This is a genomic window from Flexibacter flexilis DSM 6793, from assembly GCF_900112255.1.
Classification (GTDB): domain Bacteria; phylum Bacteroidota; class Bacteroidia; order Cytophagales; family Flexibacteraceae; genus Flexibacter; species Flexibacter flexilis.
Window position 1 is genome coordinate 38,985 of record NZ_FOLE01000002.1, and the last position, 18,490, is coordinate 57,474.

An 18,490-nucleotide genomic window follows, 5' to 3' on the forward strand; every position below is an offset into this window, starting at 1 on the left:
AAAGAAATGATGAAAAATTTAAAATATAAGATGTTAGGCCTTGTGTTGCTTTGGACTGTGCTGGCTGGCCAAGCAAAGGCGCAAGAGGCTGCCAAACGCTATTCGCTGCAAGAATGTAAGCAAATGGCTTTGGAGAATAACAAAAAAATCAAAAGTGCCAAGTTGGAAGAAGACGCGGCTTTGATGGCGCAAAAATCTGCCGAACTTAACGCGTACCCGACTTTAGACGGCTCTGTGTTGGGGCTGCATCTGGGCAAACCGCTCGGCGGCGCAATGGGCGGCCTTATTCCCAAAAATATGGTGGATGGTTCACTTACAGCCACACAACCCATTTATGTGGGCGGAAAAATTCGCTACGGAAAAGAAGCTACTGCCAAAGCCGTAGCCATTCGCCAAGAACAAAAAGCCATGACCGAAGCCGACGTGTTGTTGGAGGTAGAAAAAGCCTATTGGCAAGTGATACAAGTCCAAGAAAAATTGGTCATGGCCAATAAGTTTAAGGAGATGTTGCAGGCTTTGCGCACCGACCTCAAAAATGCCTACGACGCAGGCATGATTTACAAAAATGACTTGTTGCGCGTGGAAGTTAGCCTCAACGAAGCCGAGCTTGGCATTACGCAGGCGCAAGACGGTTTGGTAATGTCCAAACTCAATTTGGCGCAAATCATGGGGCAAGCAGGTGAAACTTCTTTTGCTTTGGCCGATTCGGTCGCAGGAAATTTTACCGCTACCGCCCAACTCGTAGAAGCCGCCGCCAACAACCGCCCAGAACTGCGTTTGCTCCAAAAAAGTATTGAAATTGAGGAGATTCAGAACAAAATCTTGCAAGCAGACCGCCTCCCAACTTTCGGCGTAAGCCTGAGCGGTTCGGCTGCTGTGGGCAAAGGTGTGAATATCCAAGACGGCAGCAATTTTATGAAAACCTATTACGGCGTGGCCAGTTTGTCGATTCCTATTTTTGATTGGGGAAAGCGTGCCAGCAAAGTAAAAGAGCAGTCCTACAAGGTAACTATCCAAAAACATCAGCTCGAACAAACCCGCGAACTCATCAATTTGGAAGTACAAAATGCCTATTTGCAAATGCGTCAGTCGGTCAAAAAAATTGAGTTGTCGAGCATTTCGCTTCAGCAAGCCGAAGAAAATTTGAAGCTCACCCAAAACCGTTTCAAAGCGGGCACGGTGGTGGGCAAAGACGTACAAGAAGCCCAAGCCATTTGGCAACAGGCTTACAGCAAGCTCATTGATGCCAAAATCGACTTTAAAATCAATGAAGTTTCGTACAAGAAATCTATTGGAGAGCTTCGGCCTCAATAGTGTTTAGATTACCTGATGATATACATTATTTTTTATTTTAAGTGTGTTTGTAGTGTTAGCAAAAAGTGCCGAGAGTTTCTCTTGGTGCTTTTTTGTTGAAAGGGGATTGAGTAGCTGGCCAATAACGCTTTCCATCAAAACCTTTCAAAGCCATTCATCGGGAATATAGGCATAAGTCTTCGGATAAATAGCTCCTTACTTTTACCTTCGAACGAATAATTTTTATATTCGCACGAGTTATTTTTATGTTAGAACGGATAATTTTTATGTTAACACGAGATGAAGAACCGATGAGGAGCAATGATTTTATTAAAAGAGGGGATACATCTCTTCTTGCCATGAATAAAGAAGCAAAGCCACATGATCGTAAGAACTTTTTGGGTAATGGCGGCGTTAATAGCTTTGTTTTTCTATCTATCAACAATTTAGCTATCGAATGAAATATTTACCCAAAATACTTGTGTCGGCGGCATTGGCTTTAGCGACAACGCACGCGGCACAAGCCCAAGACAGTTTGCAACTTCCTGACGCTGTGGCCGAAGCCATCGAGAAAAATTATGGCGTAGTGTTGGCCACCAACGAAGCGAAAGTTTCGGCTATCAACAACAATTGGGGAAATGCGGGTCTTTGGCCAACGATCGGGTTTTCGGGCGCATACAATTATTCCAACACCAATCTTAATCAGGAACTTACCAACGGCACAACCATCAAGCGCAACGGCGTAAATAACCAGTCGCTTACAGGCTCGGTGGCGTTGGCTTGGACGGTTTTTGATGGAATGAAAATGTTTGCCACCAAAGACCGCCTCACGGAGCTGGAAAAAACAGGCCAAACGCAATTGCGCAAACAGATGTTGCAAACCACTTATACCGTGATGATTGCTTATTACAATGCCGTGCGTTATCAGCAACAAATCGCCAATACACAAGAATTTATCGCTTTGCTGACCGAACGCGAAAAAATCGCAAATCGAGCTTTTCAAATAGGCAGCTCGGCCAAAACCGATCTGTTGCAGTCTCGTCTGGATTTGCAAACCCAACAAATAGCCCTCACGCAACAACAAACCGCCCTGCAGAAAGCCAAAGCCGAACTAAACCGTTTGCTTACGCGTAGGCCCGATGCACCAATGGCCGTTCGTAATCGTTTTGATGTGGGGGCTGCGCCAGATTTTGCGGCATTAGAATCCAAAATGTTGAGCCAAAATGCCGACTGGCTCATTACGCAACACGCCATCGCGACGGCCACTTTTACCCAAAAAGAGATAGATTCCCAAAAATGGCCGACACTACAAGTATTGTCGGGTTATAACCTGTCCAATTCGCGCAGCGATGCGGGTTTTACCCTCGTAAACCAAAATTATGGGCCTTATGCGGGCTTGAGTTTGCGCATTCCGATTCTGAGCGGCAACACGATTCGCAACCAAAAACAAGTGGCCGCCGTGCAGCAAAAAAGCCGTAGCATAGAAGCAGAAAGCCTCAAAAATGATTTGCAAAATTATTTTTATACGGCACGCTTGGACTACCAAAACGCCCAACAAATCATGTCGCAACGCGCTGGAAACATGGAACTTGCCAAAGAAAATGCAGATATTGCGCTGCAACAATTCAAACAAAAGCAAATAGACATCATCTCGCTGCGCCAAGTGCAACTCAACTATCAAGAAGCCTTTACCTTATGGCTCGATGCGCAATATCAGCTCAAAGCCGCCGAAGCGTATTTGCGCCTGTTGGCTGCTGATTTTAACTAACAGCCGCCGCGACCATGTCTTTATAAAACTTAACCCAGCCGCGCCATACGCCGTATTCGCTCAGGCTTTCGTTATGAAAAAGCGAGCAAAACATTCCGCCCACAGCTTTTACTTCTTGGATAATAGCTTTGGTTTGGGTCAGTGCTTCGGCTGGGCTAAGTTGCATATATTGCTGCATGGTTACGTCCATGACGGCAAACGGATAGATTTTTAGCGGTGTAATACGTTCGTTTTCAATGTCATACCACAAAAAAGGCGTACATAGACTTGCCCTAAATCCAATTTGCGAACTATACCCCATCGTAAAATCGGCTTGTATGCCTTCGGCCATAAGTTGGCGGTAGGTTTCGGGAATCTGCAAGCGCAAATAATGCTGCCTAGAATGTATAATAGTTTGATTAACAATTTCCTCTAAACGTTTTTTTTCTTCTTTCAGCACATTTGTTCTTTCGCTGGAAAAATAAGACGGGTGAATCCCTGAAATATGCTGATGCGCAATGCGCCGTATAAGTTCCTGAAAATCTTTATTTAAGTAATTGATGTTTTTATCAAACTTAGAATAATTGGCCAACAGCCAGAAAAAAATTGGCTTGGGCGAATACGATTCGTGTATTTGTTCGATAAGTTCATAAGTATCGAAGGGGTCATTCCCGTCCCAAAGCAGCGTTTGCCAGCGTTGTAAGTTATTGTTCTGCCGCTTGTTGAGCAGGTCCGAAGCAGAAGCCAATAGGGTACGGCGCGTACCTTTTAATCTAAAAGCATAGGCACTGTCTATGTCGAAAGTAGGCAAAAACCAGTATTGTTGTTCTGTGAAAGAGGCGTGCGGGAAAATGCCACACACTATCTTTTTGAGCTGGTTCGCCCAGATATTAACCATTGGTTTTTGCAAAAAGTGATGCTTAAAAGCCGTGCTGTCTTCGGCGCGGTAGCGGCCATGCTCATCGGGTTTGTGTGGCCAATATTCTTCGTAGCGAGTCGCCAAAAAAAAGCAAGCCGCCGCCACATCAAATGGCAGTTCTGCATTTTTTTGTTCGACTTCAAAAAGCGTCAGACAGTTCTCGTAAGTACCAATAGAAATATCCAATTGCTGTACGCCTTTTTGCCAAAGTAAAGGCGTAGCTCGCAAGTATGGAAAAGGGGTATTACTGCGGTGTTTTTCGCCGCCATACTGAAGTTTAATATCCGTGTCATTGATAAATAAAACTTTATCAGTGGTGAAACGTAACGGATGTGTGTAGCCAAGTATCTGTCTGAATATCAAGTCAAAAGTATACTGTACACGGGCTGTGTGTTGTTGTACCCAGATGAGCATAGAGAAGTCTTAGATATTTTTTGGGTTAGTGTATGTAAACAATTAAGGCTAAGGTAAGTAAAAAGTTTAATCAAGAAAGATTTTACCTTTTTTATTTTTAGAATATAAATAATTAAACTTTTTGTTTACCTTTTGTGGGCATTCATTATTCATGTAAGAATTTTATTAAAAAATATGACTAATACACAAACACTCCCTCCTATTTCAAAGTTTTTATCATAGCTATCCGCATAATGAAATTACGTCTATCTTCTCATTGGTCAAGGTATTACTTTTTATTATTGGGCTTTGGTGGTTTGTTTAGTATCAAAGCCTCAGCCCAAAACTCCGTTGGGATTGGTACTAGCAATCCAAATGCAAATGCCGTTTTAGAACTTAAACCATTGGGCAAACAAGGCTTTATAATGCCTCGTCTTAATGCCTCTGATACACTTAGCTGGACACTTAGTCCCAAAGAAAAAGGATTAGTCTTTTTCGATACAACTTCCACACGATTTTTTGTGTATGATGGTGCTTATTGGAAAGCCGTCGGCAGTGGTGCGGCGGCCACGGGTAGCGGCTGGGAATTGAATAGTGGGGTATTGTACCCGCAGGATTTGGCCAATGTGGTAAGTGTTGGCTCAAGTACAACAGATAATGACACAAGGCTTTATGCCCGTAATGATGATGGTTTAGGCATTGCTTTATACGGCGATTCGCGGGCTACATTGCCAGGCACAACCGACCGAATTGGTGTGCGTGGCAATGCTCAAACAGATGATTTGACTTTCAGTAATGTATATGGTGCCAAGTTTACCGCCAGATCTACGAATAGCAGCCCAACAGTAGTGGGTGCGTACATGAGTGCGCGAGGCTCCACTGGGAGTGCGAGTTATGGTGGATTTTCTGAAATAGAATCTTCCAATTCTTTGGTCAATTATGGCTTCCGTACCAATGTACAAAGCTCAAGCCTTTTTAGCTCAAACTATGGTATGTATGCGAATATTTCGGGCGATGGCACAAACTATGGCATTTATTCGGCTGTTTCGGGTACGGGTGCTAATTATGCTGGTGCATTTGTGGGCGGTGGTGTTGGTATTGGTACGAGTACACCACGCAGACTTTTGCACGTGGCTGGCGGCGTACAAATAGACACCTTGGCAGGCGTTGGCGTGCGAATGGTGGTAGCGGATGCCGATGGTAGTTTGTTTACACAAGAAATCCCTTCGGGTGGCGGTGGCTCTGCTTGGAGCTTGGACGGGAATACGGGCATAGACCAAGATACTAATTTTATTGGGACAATAGATAAAAAACGCCTGAATTTCAGAACCAATAATGCGCCTCGCCTAACGATTGATCCCAATGATGGCGCAGTTTCTATTCTACAAAATGGCGCAGATGCTACAGATTTAAGTACCCAATCACCAAGTGCGGAACTGCGTTTGGAGGGTTCGTATTGGAACAGCGACGCAGGTGCAGAACAAAAAGATGTGTTTAGAATTCAAAATATTCCTGATGCTGACGAGGATAATTCGGGTTGGTTACAATTTCGGTCAAATAATAATCAGCACTTAATGAGCTTGCATAAAAATGGCGGAATGCTGATTGGGCATGATTTGGCCGCTAATTTTCCGCCGTTCAATGGTTTGGCTGTAGAAGGCTATGTGGGCATAGGAACCACAACTCCAAGTCATCATTTGGAAATTTATAGTACTTATAATCCTACTGTAAAAGTTTTTAATGCAGATGCATGGCAAGCAGCAAGCCTTACAGCAAGTGGCTACGAAAGCATTTTAGAGTTTAAGAATAAGCTTATTTTGATGTCTAATTCCAGTGCAAGTGATGTTGGTAATGGCTCTGGTAATGGGGTGATGCGTGTTAGTAATAATGGAATAGTGATTGCCCCAGATGAATCTTCCGTTTCTGCTTCGGCATGGCTTCATGTTAATTCTGATGGAGAAGGTATAACGACACGCATAGAAAACACCAGTACTTCGGGTTCGCCTATTGCCTTAGACGTAGATGCTAGCGCAGAGGGAAGTAGTGGTATTGCTGCGCGGTTTTGGGGTGGATATAAAGGCATTGAGGCTTCGGCTCAAAATGAAGACGGAACAGGTGGCTGGTTTAAAGGTGGAGCTACAGGTGTAAGAGGTTATGCCGATGGCAATGGCTCTGAAAGCGGCAATACAGGGCTTATTGGCATGGCCGAAAATAATACAAATGGCAATATTGGGGCGAGCGGCTGGGCTTACGGCAACAGTGGTACGATCATTGGCTTGAAAGGCATCGGCAACGGAAATCCTTACAACTCTTATGGTGTATGGGCAGGCACAAGTGCAGACGGTGGTATTGCGGGTAGCTTTATTGCCGATGGCTCAGCTGACGTAATCGGTGTGTATGGCAAGGCCCCCAGCGATGCCAATAACTGGGCTGGTAAATTTGATGGAAAAGTACACGTAACCAATGGGTTGTTGGTGGGTACTGAAGATGGTTCAGACGCTTTTAGTGTGAATGGTAAATTAAAAATAAATCCTTATGACGGGGACATGAATTTTAATGAGCAAACGAGTAGCATCATTTTCCCTACTTTGCTTACCGATACCGAAGAGCCAATGATTTATATGTACAATACTGGTGATATTGGCAACAACAAAGGCCGTTACTTATTTTCTTATTCTCAGGATAACAAGAAAACAGGTTTGGCGTATGATGCAAGTTCCTTGCGTAGCGTATTCCGATTTGTGGATAATTCTACCGAAACACTTTATAATGTGCTGAATGTTAGCTTGCATAATCACAATGTAGGGATAAATGTAGATGACCCGTCTCATGCCTTACACGTATCTGGAGACGGCAAAATAGAAGGCGATTTTTATGTAACTGGCAATGCAGAGGCTTATAGTTTTATCTCCAGTTCCGACCGCCGTTACAAAAAAGATATTCGTAAGCTTTCGGGTGCGCTGACCACCATCAAGCAACTGCGCGGCGTGAATTATTTGTGGCGCAAAGACGAGTTTAAAGACAAAAAGTTCGATGACCGTCTGCAAGTGGGTTTCATTGCGCAGGAAGTGGAAGCCATTGTACCAGAGCTTGTTCATACCGATTCGAAAGGTTTTAAAGCCGTGAATTACGCGCAATTTACCCCGATTCTGGTGGAAGCACTCAAAGAACAACAAGCTCTCATCGAGTCGCAAGCCCAACAAATACAGCAACTCAAAGCCGATTTGGGTATTTTGCGCAGCCTGCAAGAAGACGTGGCACACCTCAAAGCCGAATGGGCGGGCAGCACAGCCAAGAAATAATATTCAATCATAACATCACTATACAAATGAGCCTTTGCCGCGTGCAAGGGCTTTTTTGATAATAGATTGAATGTTTTTCAGCGAATTATTTGGCGATTATCTTTCGGAAATATGTTAATTTTGCCATTCTAAAAGGTATTTTCATAACCAATCGCACTATGAGTTTAACTGCAACCAAGCCCTCTTTGGCCGAAATGGTAGAGGCATTAGGCCAAATTGTTGGGAAAGAATTTGTTTTTGTAGATAACGAAACGCTCGAAAACTATTCGCACGACGAAACCGAAGACCTACATTTTTTGCCAGACGTGGTCATCAAACCCGCTAACACTGAGCAAGTAAGCCAAGTAATGCGCTATTGCAACGAGCACTTGATTCCCGTAACGGCACGCGGCGCAGGTACTGGCCTGAGTGGTGCGGCATTGCCTGTGCGCAAAGGCGTGTTGATGTCGATGGAGCGTTTTAACAAAATCCTGAACATAGACGAAAGAAACCATCAGGCAACCGTAGAACCTGGCGTAGTAACCGAATTTTTGCAAGAAGCCGTTAAAGAAAAAGGCTTGTTCTATCCCGTGGACCCAGCCAGCAAAGGCAGTTGCTTTATTGGCGGCAATGTGTCGCAGTCGTCGGGCGGCCCAAGAGCCGTAAAATATGGCACTACGCGCGATTATATCCTGAATTTGGAAGTAGTGTTACCGTCGGGAGACGTGATTTGGACGGGTGCAAACGTGCTGAAATATTCTACGGGCTACAACCTGACGCAACTCATGGTGGGCAGCGAAGGAACATTAGGGATTATCACCAAAATCGTCGTGAAGTTGCGCACTTACCCAAAAAATAACTTGGTGTTGCTGGTGCCTTTTGCTTCGGCGGAACAGGCTTGCGAGGCGGTTTCTGCGATTTTTATGGCGGGGCTTGTGCCTTCGTGTCTGGAATTTATGGAACGCGATGCCATAGACTGGGCGATTGATTATACAGGTTCGTCGGTGGTCGTGCCTGCGCATATTCAGGCGCATTTGCTCATTGAGCTGGACGGCAACGAAATGGATTTGCTTTACCAAGATGCCGAACGTTTGTACGGTGTGCTGGAGCAATACGAAGTAGGCGATATTTTGCTGGGTGAGTCGGCACAACAAAAAGAAGAACTTTGGTTGTTGCGTCGCAAAGCTCCGTATGCAGTGCGTCATAATTCTGTTTATAAAGAAGAAGATACGGTAGTTCCGCGTGCGCATTTGCCGCAACTGCTGAAGGGCGTAAAAGACATCGGCAACCGTTACGGCTTCAAATCAGTGTGTTATGGCCACGCAGGGGACGGAAACTTGCACGTAAATATTATCAAGGCGGGACTTTCGGAGGAAGATTGGCATTCGCAATTACCGAAAGCAATTACCGAAATTTTTGAATTGTGTGTGAGCTTAGGCGGTACGATTTCGGGCGAGCATGGCATCGGATTTGTTCAAAAACCGTATATCGGCATCGCGGTCAGTGATTTGCAACTGGAAATTATGCGCGGTATTAAGCGCGTTTTTGACCCCAACAATATATTGAATCCTGATAAGATTTTCTAATTAATGAAAACGATACATCATACGCAATAGGTTTGTTATCAATAAAACCTAACATGATACTGTTTTTGTGATAATAAAAAGTTGGAAAGCACACCAAGAACTTTGTATCTTGGTGTGCTTTTTATGTTATATACAGCCCCATTTACACACTTAACCTATAACACAGTATGAAAACCATCTTTGGTATTGTGCTTGCTGGCTTGCTCCTTGGCATTGTTTTTACAGGTATAACGCTACTATCCGAAATTTTTGGTCTGAGCCGTATTTCTGATTATTTCAGCACTTACTCAGGTAGTATGTCGTATAAGTATTATAAAATCACGTTTCGGCCAATCGCTAAGCAATCGGTGGAAGATATTAGCTTTCCAAACCTGAAATATGGTTATGAATTGGATGATAACAAGTTACTAAAAGTCAATGTTTTACAGTCAGAAATTCCATATCAAAACATTGAGTACATCTTTTATAATACCAAAAATATAAGCGCAACTTTCAGCCCAGACAGTATTTATTTGGCTTGGGTGGGCATACGCGGCAATTATTTTTCTTTCCCATTTCGGGACAAATACGGTTTTCAGATTACACAAGTGTCGGCTTATGTCGGTGCGGACGAAGAAGTTTCTATTTACCCGACACTAGAAGCCAATTGGGCAAATGGCTTGAAGCTATACGCTTGGGTTTCGATTTTTTTGGAAACACTGTTTTTGATGGCATTGGTTAGCCTCCTGAACATGGACGAACCCAATCGTTACGCCCGATTTTTCCCTATTTTGTTTATTGTGTTGTTTGGGGCGGCTGGTTTGTATGTAGATTATGTGGACTACGAGGCAATGGGTTGGCCTATTTTTCGCCCAATCTTAATTTTGCTGCTGATTGGCTGGTATTTGTACACTTTATTTTTTCCAGAGGAGGAATTAGAAAAAACAGCGTAACATTCTCCAAACATAAAAAAGCCCTTCACAATCATGCGAAGGGCTTTTTATTGAAAAATAGTCTTATGGAAGACTTAATTAGAATTTATAGCTGAAAGCCAATGAAATGCTGCTTCCCATGCGTGTTTCAAACAATACGTTGTCTTTGTCGCGGTTCAGTTTGCCGTTTTTGTCGTTGTCTTGGTACAACAACAGACGTTGCGCCAACAAGTCGCCACAGTTTACTTTGATTTCCATTTTGTTGGTAAATGATTTGCTAAACTGCATATCTACAACAGTGCGCGGATTTTCCCACAAAGAAGCATAATCGGCATTACCTACGTTATTGATGCGGCGGCCTACACGGTTCACACTCAAGTTCACGTCAAACAAATGTTCTTCGTCGGAGTAGTTAATGCCAGCGTTGATGATGTATGAAGATTGGCCTTGCATTGGGCGGCTGCTTTCGCCCATTTGCGTTTTTAGATTACCTAAATCCACCGACGATTTGATGAGCGATAAGTTGCCGAATACGGTTAGGCGTTCAAATATTTTAACGGTTGGGTCTATGCGAACCAAGTTTTGGCGTACATCAAATTCTAGACCGTAGTTTACAGCCGTCGGAACATTGACAAAGCTACTCAAACGGAAGCTGCCCGCAGGTGTAAGTGTTTTTTCGATAGGGTTGTCAAAATGCTTGTAGAACACCGAAGCCGATAGCACTTGACCAGCACCAGGGTAATATTCGTAACGCAAATCAACGTTGTTCACTTTCGTGCGTTTGATGTCTGGGTTACCTGCAATCATCATTACATCATTGAAATCATAGAATTGGAATGGGGCAAGTTCTCTAAACTCAGGGCGTGAAACCGTTTGGGAAACCGATGCACGCAAGTTGCTTTTTTGCGTTAGAGAATACACTACGTTAAGCGATGGCAGCACGTCAGTAATTGTGTTATCCAAATTTACTGATGGTGCTAAATCGGGGTTACTGTCGCCAGTTTTGTACGACACAAATGTTTGGTTGTAGCTTTCCATACGCACGCCACCAATGAAACGGAACTTGCCTACTGTGGCATCGCTCATCAAGAAAGCAGCTTTAAGCGTAGAAGTTGCGTCATAATGGTCGGCCAATGTAGTAGATTCGCTAATCGTGATGCCTTTGTTTTGTACGTTTTTATTGGCAAAAATAGAATCTATTGCATAGCCCAAATATTTTTCAGAATACGCATCGCCTTGGATGTAACCCAATTGGCGAGCATCAAATTTACGTGTACGAGCTTGGCGATACACACCCGCTTTTACGTTAATGTTTTGGTAAACAGGCATACTAAAGTCCACGGCTTGGCTCCACGAAGACTCGTTGAGTTTAGAATAAAAACGACCGCCGAAGTCAGCTTGTGCGCTATTGCTCAAACTCATTTTAAGGGCTTCTGTTGGATTGTCGATTGCGCGTTGGTACGTGATGCGGCGCAAATCGGGTACGTTACGACGGCTGTCGTTATAGCCTACGTTCCAATTGGCTTTTATTTTGGTAGCAGGGAAATAATGTTCGCCTGTAAGTTGGTTGCTCAACAATTGATTTTGTGTGTACCAGAACATCGTACTTTCCTGATAGTTGCCATTTTCGTAGCTATTGCCTTTACGCATGGTCGTTTGGTCGGAAGTATTGATGTTATAAAGATTTTTGAGGCTAATCTTGTTGTTGTCATCTACTTTATAAGACAAGTTCCAAAGTACACCCGCCAAGATAGTACGTGTATATTGGTCGTTGGTATAATCTACGAGTTGGTCGGTGTTGGCGTAATCTCTGCGTTTGATTTGGCGATAGCGGTAGTTGTCGTAATACGATATTGAAGCCATGCTTCCGAACTTTCCAATTTGATGTCCTGCCGAAAACTGAAACGAACTACCAGGGCGCATGGCCGAATATTTAGTAGGTTTCCAAGTGTTTTGAAATTTTTGTGCCAATGCGTTAATATCATCGTTTTTCCAATTGTCCACCAATTTTCTAAACTCTGCCGTAGAAGGCATTCCTTTTGGCATGGCGCGTGTGTTATCGTCGAGGCCGAGCCAATCGGTTTTGCCGCGTTGGCTACCATAAAAAGGCTTAAAAGTCGTTTGACTGTGGAAGTTTGCACCCACAGAAACCGAATAAAAATTTTCGTCAGGAATATCTTTTGTTTTTACCTGAATCGCGCCACCTGCAAAATCAGCTGGCAAATCTGGTGTAGCCGTCTTGGCAATTACTACGCTTTCGATAAGGTTGGCAGGAAAAATATCAAACGCGAAGGCTTTGCGGTCTGGTTCTGTGCTCAAAAGCGGTGCGCCATTGAGGTACGCCGAGTTGTAGCGTTCGTTTAGGCCGCGAATAATCGCGAATTTGTTATCTTGGATACTTGCTCCACTCACGCGGCGCAACACATCGCTGGTGCTACGGTCTGGCGTTTTGCGAATAAGTTCTGCCGACACACCGTCAGAGATAACTGCACTTTTGCGGCGTTCTAATACTAAAGCGTCGTGCGATTCGCGTTTGAAAGTAGCCACGATTTCTACTTCCTGTAAACTGTTAGAGGCTTCCTCCAACACTACATTGAGCGTTGTGGTTTTACCTTCATCTACTTTCACCCCTTCTATTTTTTGGGTGTTGTACGAAATAAAACTCACTTGCAGCGCGTAAGTGCCCGCCGCGACATTAATACTATAATGTCCGTCAAGGTCAGTGGCTGCGCCAGTAGTCGTACCTGCAATCACCACGTTTACGCCGATAAGCGGCTCGCCCGTAGTTTTGTCAATTACTTTCCCCGCGATTTTGCCGTTACCAGCCAAAACCGCAACACTCATCACAACTTGAATCAAAAGCAATAGTAATAGCTTTTTCATAAAATAGTTTTTTAGTTTTTCTCTGAAATACAGAGGGTTACAGGTGAAACTTAGTCGTTCGAAATTTGATGCGAAAGTAGTCGGAGCAAAACAACCGTGAGTTATGCACTTATTAAGGGTGCGTTATATTTAAAAAAGCCACTTTTAATTGAAAATCAGAGTTTTGTATCGTGTAACAAATGTTATTATTAACAAATACTTTACAATTCCTGAACCAGTCGATAAAACAATGGAATAGTACTAAAGTATCTCTATTATACTAAAAATCAATTTATTAGCAAAGTTGTGCTGTGCAGCCTTCTATCAAAGTAAGGCTTATTGAAATATTTCAATAGCCAAACAGTTTGGAACGGCAGCCAAACATTTAAAAAAGCCTATTGATTAAAAAAAGGAGCGTTTGCGATTAATATTCTCAACAGAAACAAAAGGGCAAAAAAGGTCATTACTTCATTTGCAAACGTTTGCGGCACGCATTTAAAACTATGTTAAATGCAACGAAACACCCGTCTTATTCTTGGTTTTTGGAGAAGGATTTAGAGAAAAACAACATTATAACACTGCTTATCTGTTGTAATGTTATGATTTTCAATCTTTTTACTTAGCAGTTGAATAATGCTATTACTATGTAATGTTTTTGTTTTTATTACAAGTAATCATTTGGTTTTTATTGGACTAATTGCCAAAGAATCTATTGAAATATTTTACTTTTCTCTGTTAAATAAAAAATATATTTTATACAAAGATTATTTTTCAGAATTAAAAACGGAATTATTCAATTAGTATGATTTTTTGCACCAAATCTATATCAATGTTATGAGAAACAAACTACTAATTACTTGCGCCTTAGGTGTTTTGGGTTATTTGAATCCACGCACCGTTTATGCGCAACAAACGGCAGCATCTGACACAGCCGATCTTTATAATTTATCCTTAGAAGATTTGATGAAAATAGAAGTGGTTACTGCTTCCAAATCTTCCGAACAACTCAATGACGCGCCAGCCGTCATTAGCGTAGTAAGCGAACAAGAAATAAAAGGCTATGGTGCCATGCATTTGTCCGAAATACTTGACCGCGTAACAGGCGTGTATTTTATGGGTACGTTTGCCCTCATTAATAATATGGCTTCTATTCGTGGCGACGTAACGAGCCACTGGAACAACCACGTGCTTATTTTATTAGATGGCCGCCCCGTGCGCGATAGTTACGCGGGGGGGAACTATGCCACATTATATATGTCTTTCCCTGTCGAACAAATTGACCACCTCGAAATTGTGCGCGGCCCAGGTTCGGTACTCTACGGTTCAGGGGCATATATGGGTGTGATTAATGTTATTACCAAAACACTAGAAAAACAAAAAAATACTGCTTATGCACGTACTGGTTCGTTTGGTACCAATCAGGCAGGACTTACTTTAGGTGCAAAAATTAAAAATGTAGAACTAACGGCAGGTTTGGTAACGGGCAGCTCAAATGGCTGGGAAAACACCGTGCGCGACGCTTCGGCCATGATTCGCAACAAAGCCAACACCGCCGACTCGCTTATTTTGCCAGCTCGTACGCTGAATATGCAGAAAAATTATTTGGGTGCGGATATTCATGCTAAATATAAAGGGTTAAAAGTCAATACTTTTATTTCCCACCAACACACGGCAGGTATGATAAACAATGGCTCTTGGTTAGTGCCTTCGGGAGCTGCGGCAGGCGCAAAACCATTGCCAACCTGGTACAATCACTTCACTGTTGCGGCAGATGCGGGCTATCAAACCAATATTTCCGAAAAATGGCAAACCAGTATTAATGCAACTTATAATCATAATATGTTTGCCATTCACCGCGAAAACAACGCGGATGATGATCTCTATACCATCAATGACGACGTTCTTTTGGAATGGACCAATTACCTGAATCTGCACAAAAAGCTTAATTTGGTATTTGGAGGCGTGGTAAACAACATGAATGGTTACCAAAATCAACCGCCTAAAAATGCAGATGGAACTACTTACACAAGCCTGACTATCAAGGAAAATAGTAATCCATTTAAATCTATTCCCCGATACAATACCACTTGGTACAGTGGCTATGTACAAGCGGCTTACACTCCTTTCGAGTTTATGAAGTTGGTGGCAGGTGCGCAGGCCAACAAAGTGCCAGATGTGGCTTTGGATATTTCGCCGCGCTTGGGACTAATCCTTAATTCTTCGTATGGTTTGGGCGCAAAATTGTTGTATGGCGAAGCGTTTCGTGCGCCAATGCCTGGTTTGGAAAAAGCCATTTATATTCCAGGGGTAGTAATCGGTACAGCAACACTCAAACCTGAACGCGTAAGTACAGCCGAAGCCCAAGTTTCGTATCGATACAAATCATATGAGTTGGCAGCCACGTATTTTAGCAGTGAGCAAACTGATTTGATTGGCCGTACATTGGCTTCAGACCCTAACAATACAGTACCCAATACACCTCAAATGATAAATACGGGTAAACTTAGTTCATCAGGTTTTGAATTAGAAGCTAAAGCCCTTATTTCTAAGGAATTGAGTATTAATGGGTCTTTTGCCTCTCAAACGTCCAAAACAGATAAAGGCCATAAAGATTATTACGGCACGCCTCTGAATATGGTAAAATTAGGGATCAATTATAATGCAACGGCGCAAGGTTGGAGCATTGGTATCTGGAATAGCTATTTTGATAAAGGAGGAAACATCAAGGCAAAATATTCTTCGGACAATACACCTGCCAATTTTGAGGGAACCGCAGCCGATGCTAATCCAAAAGTGAAAGCATTTAACTATTTGACAGCCAATGTGATATTAAATCTTAATAAGCTAGTGGGCTTTAGGAGTGCACAAGAAATTAGCGTAGAGCTTTACGGAACAAATTTGCTGGATAGTAAAATCTATTATGCAGAGTACAGCCGCCGTGAACTCAACTCCATACAAGGTAGAGCAGGCCGCGCCCTTAACGGCACGGTACGCGTAACATTCTAATAATTGTAGTTTTTCGTAGTAATAGTAAAAATCCCTGCCATCAACTTGATAGCAGGGATTTTTTTAATTATATCACCGAAAAATACGTTTCGAGCTCTTGCAAGACGGTTTCCGTATTCGGCATATCGCGCACGATGTGGCCTTTTTCTACCACTACGATGCGGTCGCACATTTCCGTTACGTGGTTGAGTTCGTGGCTGGAAATCAGCATCAGCGTATTACGTTCTTCGCGCAAATCCTTGAACAATTTTTTCAGACGTGCCTGCGAGCTGGGGTCAAGATTGGCAAAAGGTTCGTCCAAAATAAGCACAGGCAGCTGTGGCAACATGGCCGCCGCAATGCCTACTTTTTTCTGGTTGCCTTTCGATAAATCGCGAATAAACTTGCCTTTTTGTCCCAAAATTTCGCCATTAAATAAGGTTTCAAAGGGCTGCAAACGCGCTTCAATGGTCTTTTTGTCGAGGCCGTAAAGCTGTCCGCAAAACGCGAAATATTCTTCGGGCGACAAATAATCTATCAAAAAACCTTCGTCCAGATACGAGGAAGTATAATCTTTCCACGTTTCCGAATCGGCTACGTTCAGGCCTTGAGAAAGCACCTGCCCTTGCGTGGGACGTATCAGGTTGAGCAACAAACGGAAAAGCGTGGTTTTGCCTGCGCCATTATTGCCGACCAAGCCAATACATTCATTTTGCGAAAAAACAAGATTTTCTACGGAAAGAACCGTGTTGCCGTTATACGACTTTACTATATTGTTGAATTGGATTTCCATGATTTTCAGCTTTTTAAAAATAAAAAAATGTTATTGTTGGCGGAAGCCTTCGGCCATTTCGTAATGATTGGCTTTGAGGCGATTGGCTATGAGTTTGAGCCAAAGCGGGTGCGCTGCAAAGCCCAACAAGCCCGTAACCGCCAACGCGATATGGCTGGCATATTGATAGTCCGACAAAAATGCAAAGGGCGCAGCAATAAGCGTCGGTAACAAAAACATCGGGATAGACAAAAGCCATTGCGCCGCGCCCATGCCTTGCATATTCGTGGCATTGCCCTGCGAGAGTTGAATCCGTTTTTTATTGAAAGTAGAAGCAAACATCACTACAAACGCATTGATTCCCACATTATAACAAAACATAGCCAAAATACTGACAACCATTTTTTGCCCAAAATAAGCCATCGGCGAAGACAACACCAGCGTAAGCACGGCCATGATGACAAACAAATAATACTTGGCCTTCAGAAAATCTAGTATCGAAAATTTGGCCGTCAGAAGTCTGTCCCAGTAGCTACTTTCCCACGCAAACAAATATTGACCATAGTTAATTATAAAACCGCCCGTCGTAAAAATAGCGGCAAATAAATACATATGGTCGTTTTTGATGCTCGGATTCATTACAAAAAAGATACCGTAATAACTAAAAAACAAAGCTGTAAAAAAAGTAGTACGCGTGCGTTTATTTCGCCATATCAATTTGATTTCCAGAGAAATAAATCGACCAATTTCGCCCCACTGCTCCACAAAATTCAGGCGCGTATCGGCTTGCGAATTGCTGGTTTGCTTGGCAGCTGGCAACTCGTCTAAGTAGAGTTTGGGTTTTAGTTTATGATGCGTGAACAAGTACGCACCCACCGCCAAAACTGTCCAAAACAAAATAGCCAACAGCGAATAATCGACGGTCGGGTCGAAGAGCTTGGCCGAAACCGCCGTGATAGAAAAAACATCGTAGTAGTTGAGTGCCACCAAAAAACCAACAAGGCCAGCCATCAACAGCAAAAATTTCTGAGGAGAATTAGCAAACAATTCTTTCAGGTTCACGACCGCCATAATGGTGAGCATATCCACGCACACATACACCCAAAACCACGCAAACAACGGAAAACCTGTATGTCCCTGAAACCACAGCTTTAGCACAAACGGCAAAACCATCAGCAAAAACGGCGCGAGGTTATAAAACGAACCCAGCAGCATCAGCAAACTAAGGTGAATCAGACTATTACGACTTACTTTGAGGTGCAAATAAGGTTGCAGGCGTAGCAGTGGCGAGGTTTGCATGGCATAACGCATCACCAGCGAAATGCCAAAATACGACAACAAATACAAGTTTGCCGTATAAAGTTCGTAGGTGTCGGGAGCGAGCTTGTGCATAATTTTGTCGGCCATCAGCCCCAAAAAGAGCATAATTCCGCCAAAATATAACGCCAAAAAACCCACCAAAATTTGGGAAGCCAAATTCCTACTCCACGTAAGCGACCGCCTCTCGGACAGATAATACTGTTTGAGTAATTGTAGGATAATCATAAAAAGGAAAGGATAAGTTGTTGTGTTATGATAAAAGATTGAACCAAAAAAAACAGCTAATTGATATTTTAGCTTTAAAGATTATACAATAGACTAAAAATCAGTGATTTATACAAAAAAATACTACATTTTATAATCAGCTGGGTTACAAAAAACTGACAGACCGAAAGTAGCGGCTTGGCGCATATTCCCATAA

The 18,490-nt window shown here is 43.0% G+C and carries 11 protein-coding genes; 7 read left to right on the forward strand and 4 right to left on the reverse strand.

From position 1 onward, the window contains the following. Positions 1-6 precede the first annotated feature (6 nt). The 3 genes from BM090_RS04125 (at position 7) to BM090_RS04135 (ending at position 3,061) form a co-directional block, all read left to right on the forward strand. Positions 7-1,314 carry a TolC family protein gene (locus tag BM090_RS04125; protein WP_177199833.1) on the forward strand — a complete coding sequence of 436 codons (1,308 nt, stop codon included), beginning with the start codon at positions 7-9 and terminating at the stop codon, positions 1,312-1,314. Positions 1,315-1,580: 266 nt separating this feature from the next. Next, positions 1,581-1,754: a hypothetical protein gene (locus BM090_RS18295; protein WP_177199834.1), complete on the forward strand. Its 174-nt coding sequence runs from the start codon at positions 1,581-1,583 to the stop codon at positions 1,752-1,754. Beyond that, entirely contained in the window at positions 1,751-3,061 is a 1,311-nt protein-coding gene (locus BM090_RS04135) for a TolC family protein (RefSeq protein ID WP_091507966.1), read from the forward strand. Before BM090_RS18295 ends, BM090_RS04135 begins: the two co-directional genes overlap by 4 nt. On the opposite strand, the gene BM090_RS04140 is transcribed toward BM090_RS04135, so the two are convergent. After that, positions 3,054-4,322, reverse strand: a complete 1,269-nt coding sequence (locus BM090_RS04140; protein ID WP_177199835.1) for a polysaccharide deacetylase family protein — start codon at positions 4,320-4,322, stop codon at positions 3,054-3,056. The two genes, BM090_RS04135 and BM090_RS04140, sit on opposite strands and share 8 nt — an antisense overlap. A 284-nt stretch (positions 4,323-4,606) precedes the next feature. On the opposite strand from BM090_RS04140, the gene BM090_RS04145 reads away from it, so the two are divergent. The 3 genes from BM090_RS04145 (at position 4,607) to BM090_RS04155 (ending at position 10,151) form a co-directional block, all read left to right on the forward strand. Continuing rightward, positions 4,607-7,654: a tail fiber domain-containing protein gene (locus tag BM090_RS04145; RefSeq protein ID WP_091507973.1), complete on the forward strand. Its 3,048-nt coding sequence runs from the start codon at positions 4,607-4,609 to the stop codon at positions 7,652-7,654. Positions 7,655-7,812: 158 nt separating this feature from the next. Then, a complete protein-coding gene (locus BM090_RS04150) occupies positions 7,813-9,219 on the forward strand; it encodes an FAD-binding oxidoreductase (protein ID WP_091507976.1) in 1,407 nt (468 codons plus the stop codon). A gap of 167 nt (positions 9,220-9,386) precedes the next feature. Continuing rightward, positions 9,387-10,151, forward strand: a complete 765-nt coding sequence (locus BM090_RS04155; RefSeq protein WP_091507981.1) for a hypothetical protein — start codon at positions 9,387-9,389, stop codon at positions 10,149-10,151. Positions 10,152-10,229: 78 nt separating this feature from the next. Here the strand turns inward: BM090_RS04155 and BM090_RS04160 are convergent, their stop codons facing one another. Beyond that, on the reverse strand, positions 10,230-13,013 hold the full coding sequence (locus tag BM090_RS04160; protein WP_091507985.1) for a TonB-dependent receptor: 2,784 nt from the start codon (positions 13,011-13,013) through the stop codon (positions 10,230-10,232). Between the two features lie 813 nt (positions 13,014-13,826). On the opposite strand from BM090_RS04160, the gene BM090_RS04165 reads away from it, so the two are divergent. After that, entirely contained in the window at positions 13,827-15,998 is a 2,172-nt protein-coding gene (locus tag BM090_RS04165; RefSeq protein ID WP_091507989.1) for a TonB-dependent receptor plug domain-containing protein, read from the forward strand. A gap of 67 nt (positions 15,999-16,065) precedes the next feature. On the opposite strand, the gene BM090_RS04170 is transcribed toward BM090_RS04165, so the two are convergent. Then, positions 16,066-16,770 carry an ABC transporter ATP-binding protein gene (locus BM090_RS04170; protein ID WP_091507994.1) on the reverse strand — a complete coding sequence of 235 codons (705 nt, stop codon included), beginning with the start codon at positions 16,768-16,770 and terminating at the stop codon, positions 16,066-16,068. A 30-nt stretch (positions 16,771-16,800) separates the two neighbouring features. Next, positions 16,801-18,294, reverse strand: a complete 1,494-nt coding sequence (locus BM090_RS04175) for a DUF5687 family protein (protein ID WP_143083860.1) — start codon at positions 18,292-18,294, stop codon at positions 16,801-16,803. Between the last annotated feature and the right edge of the window lie 196 nt (positions 18,295-18,490).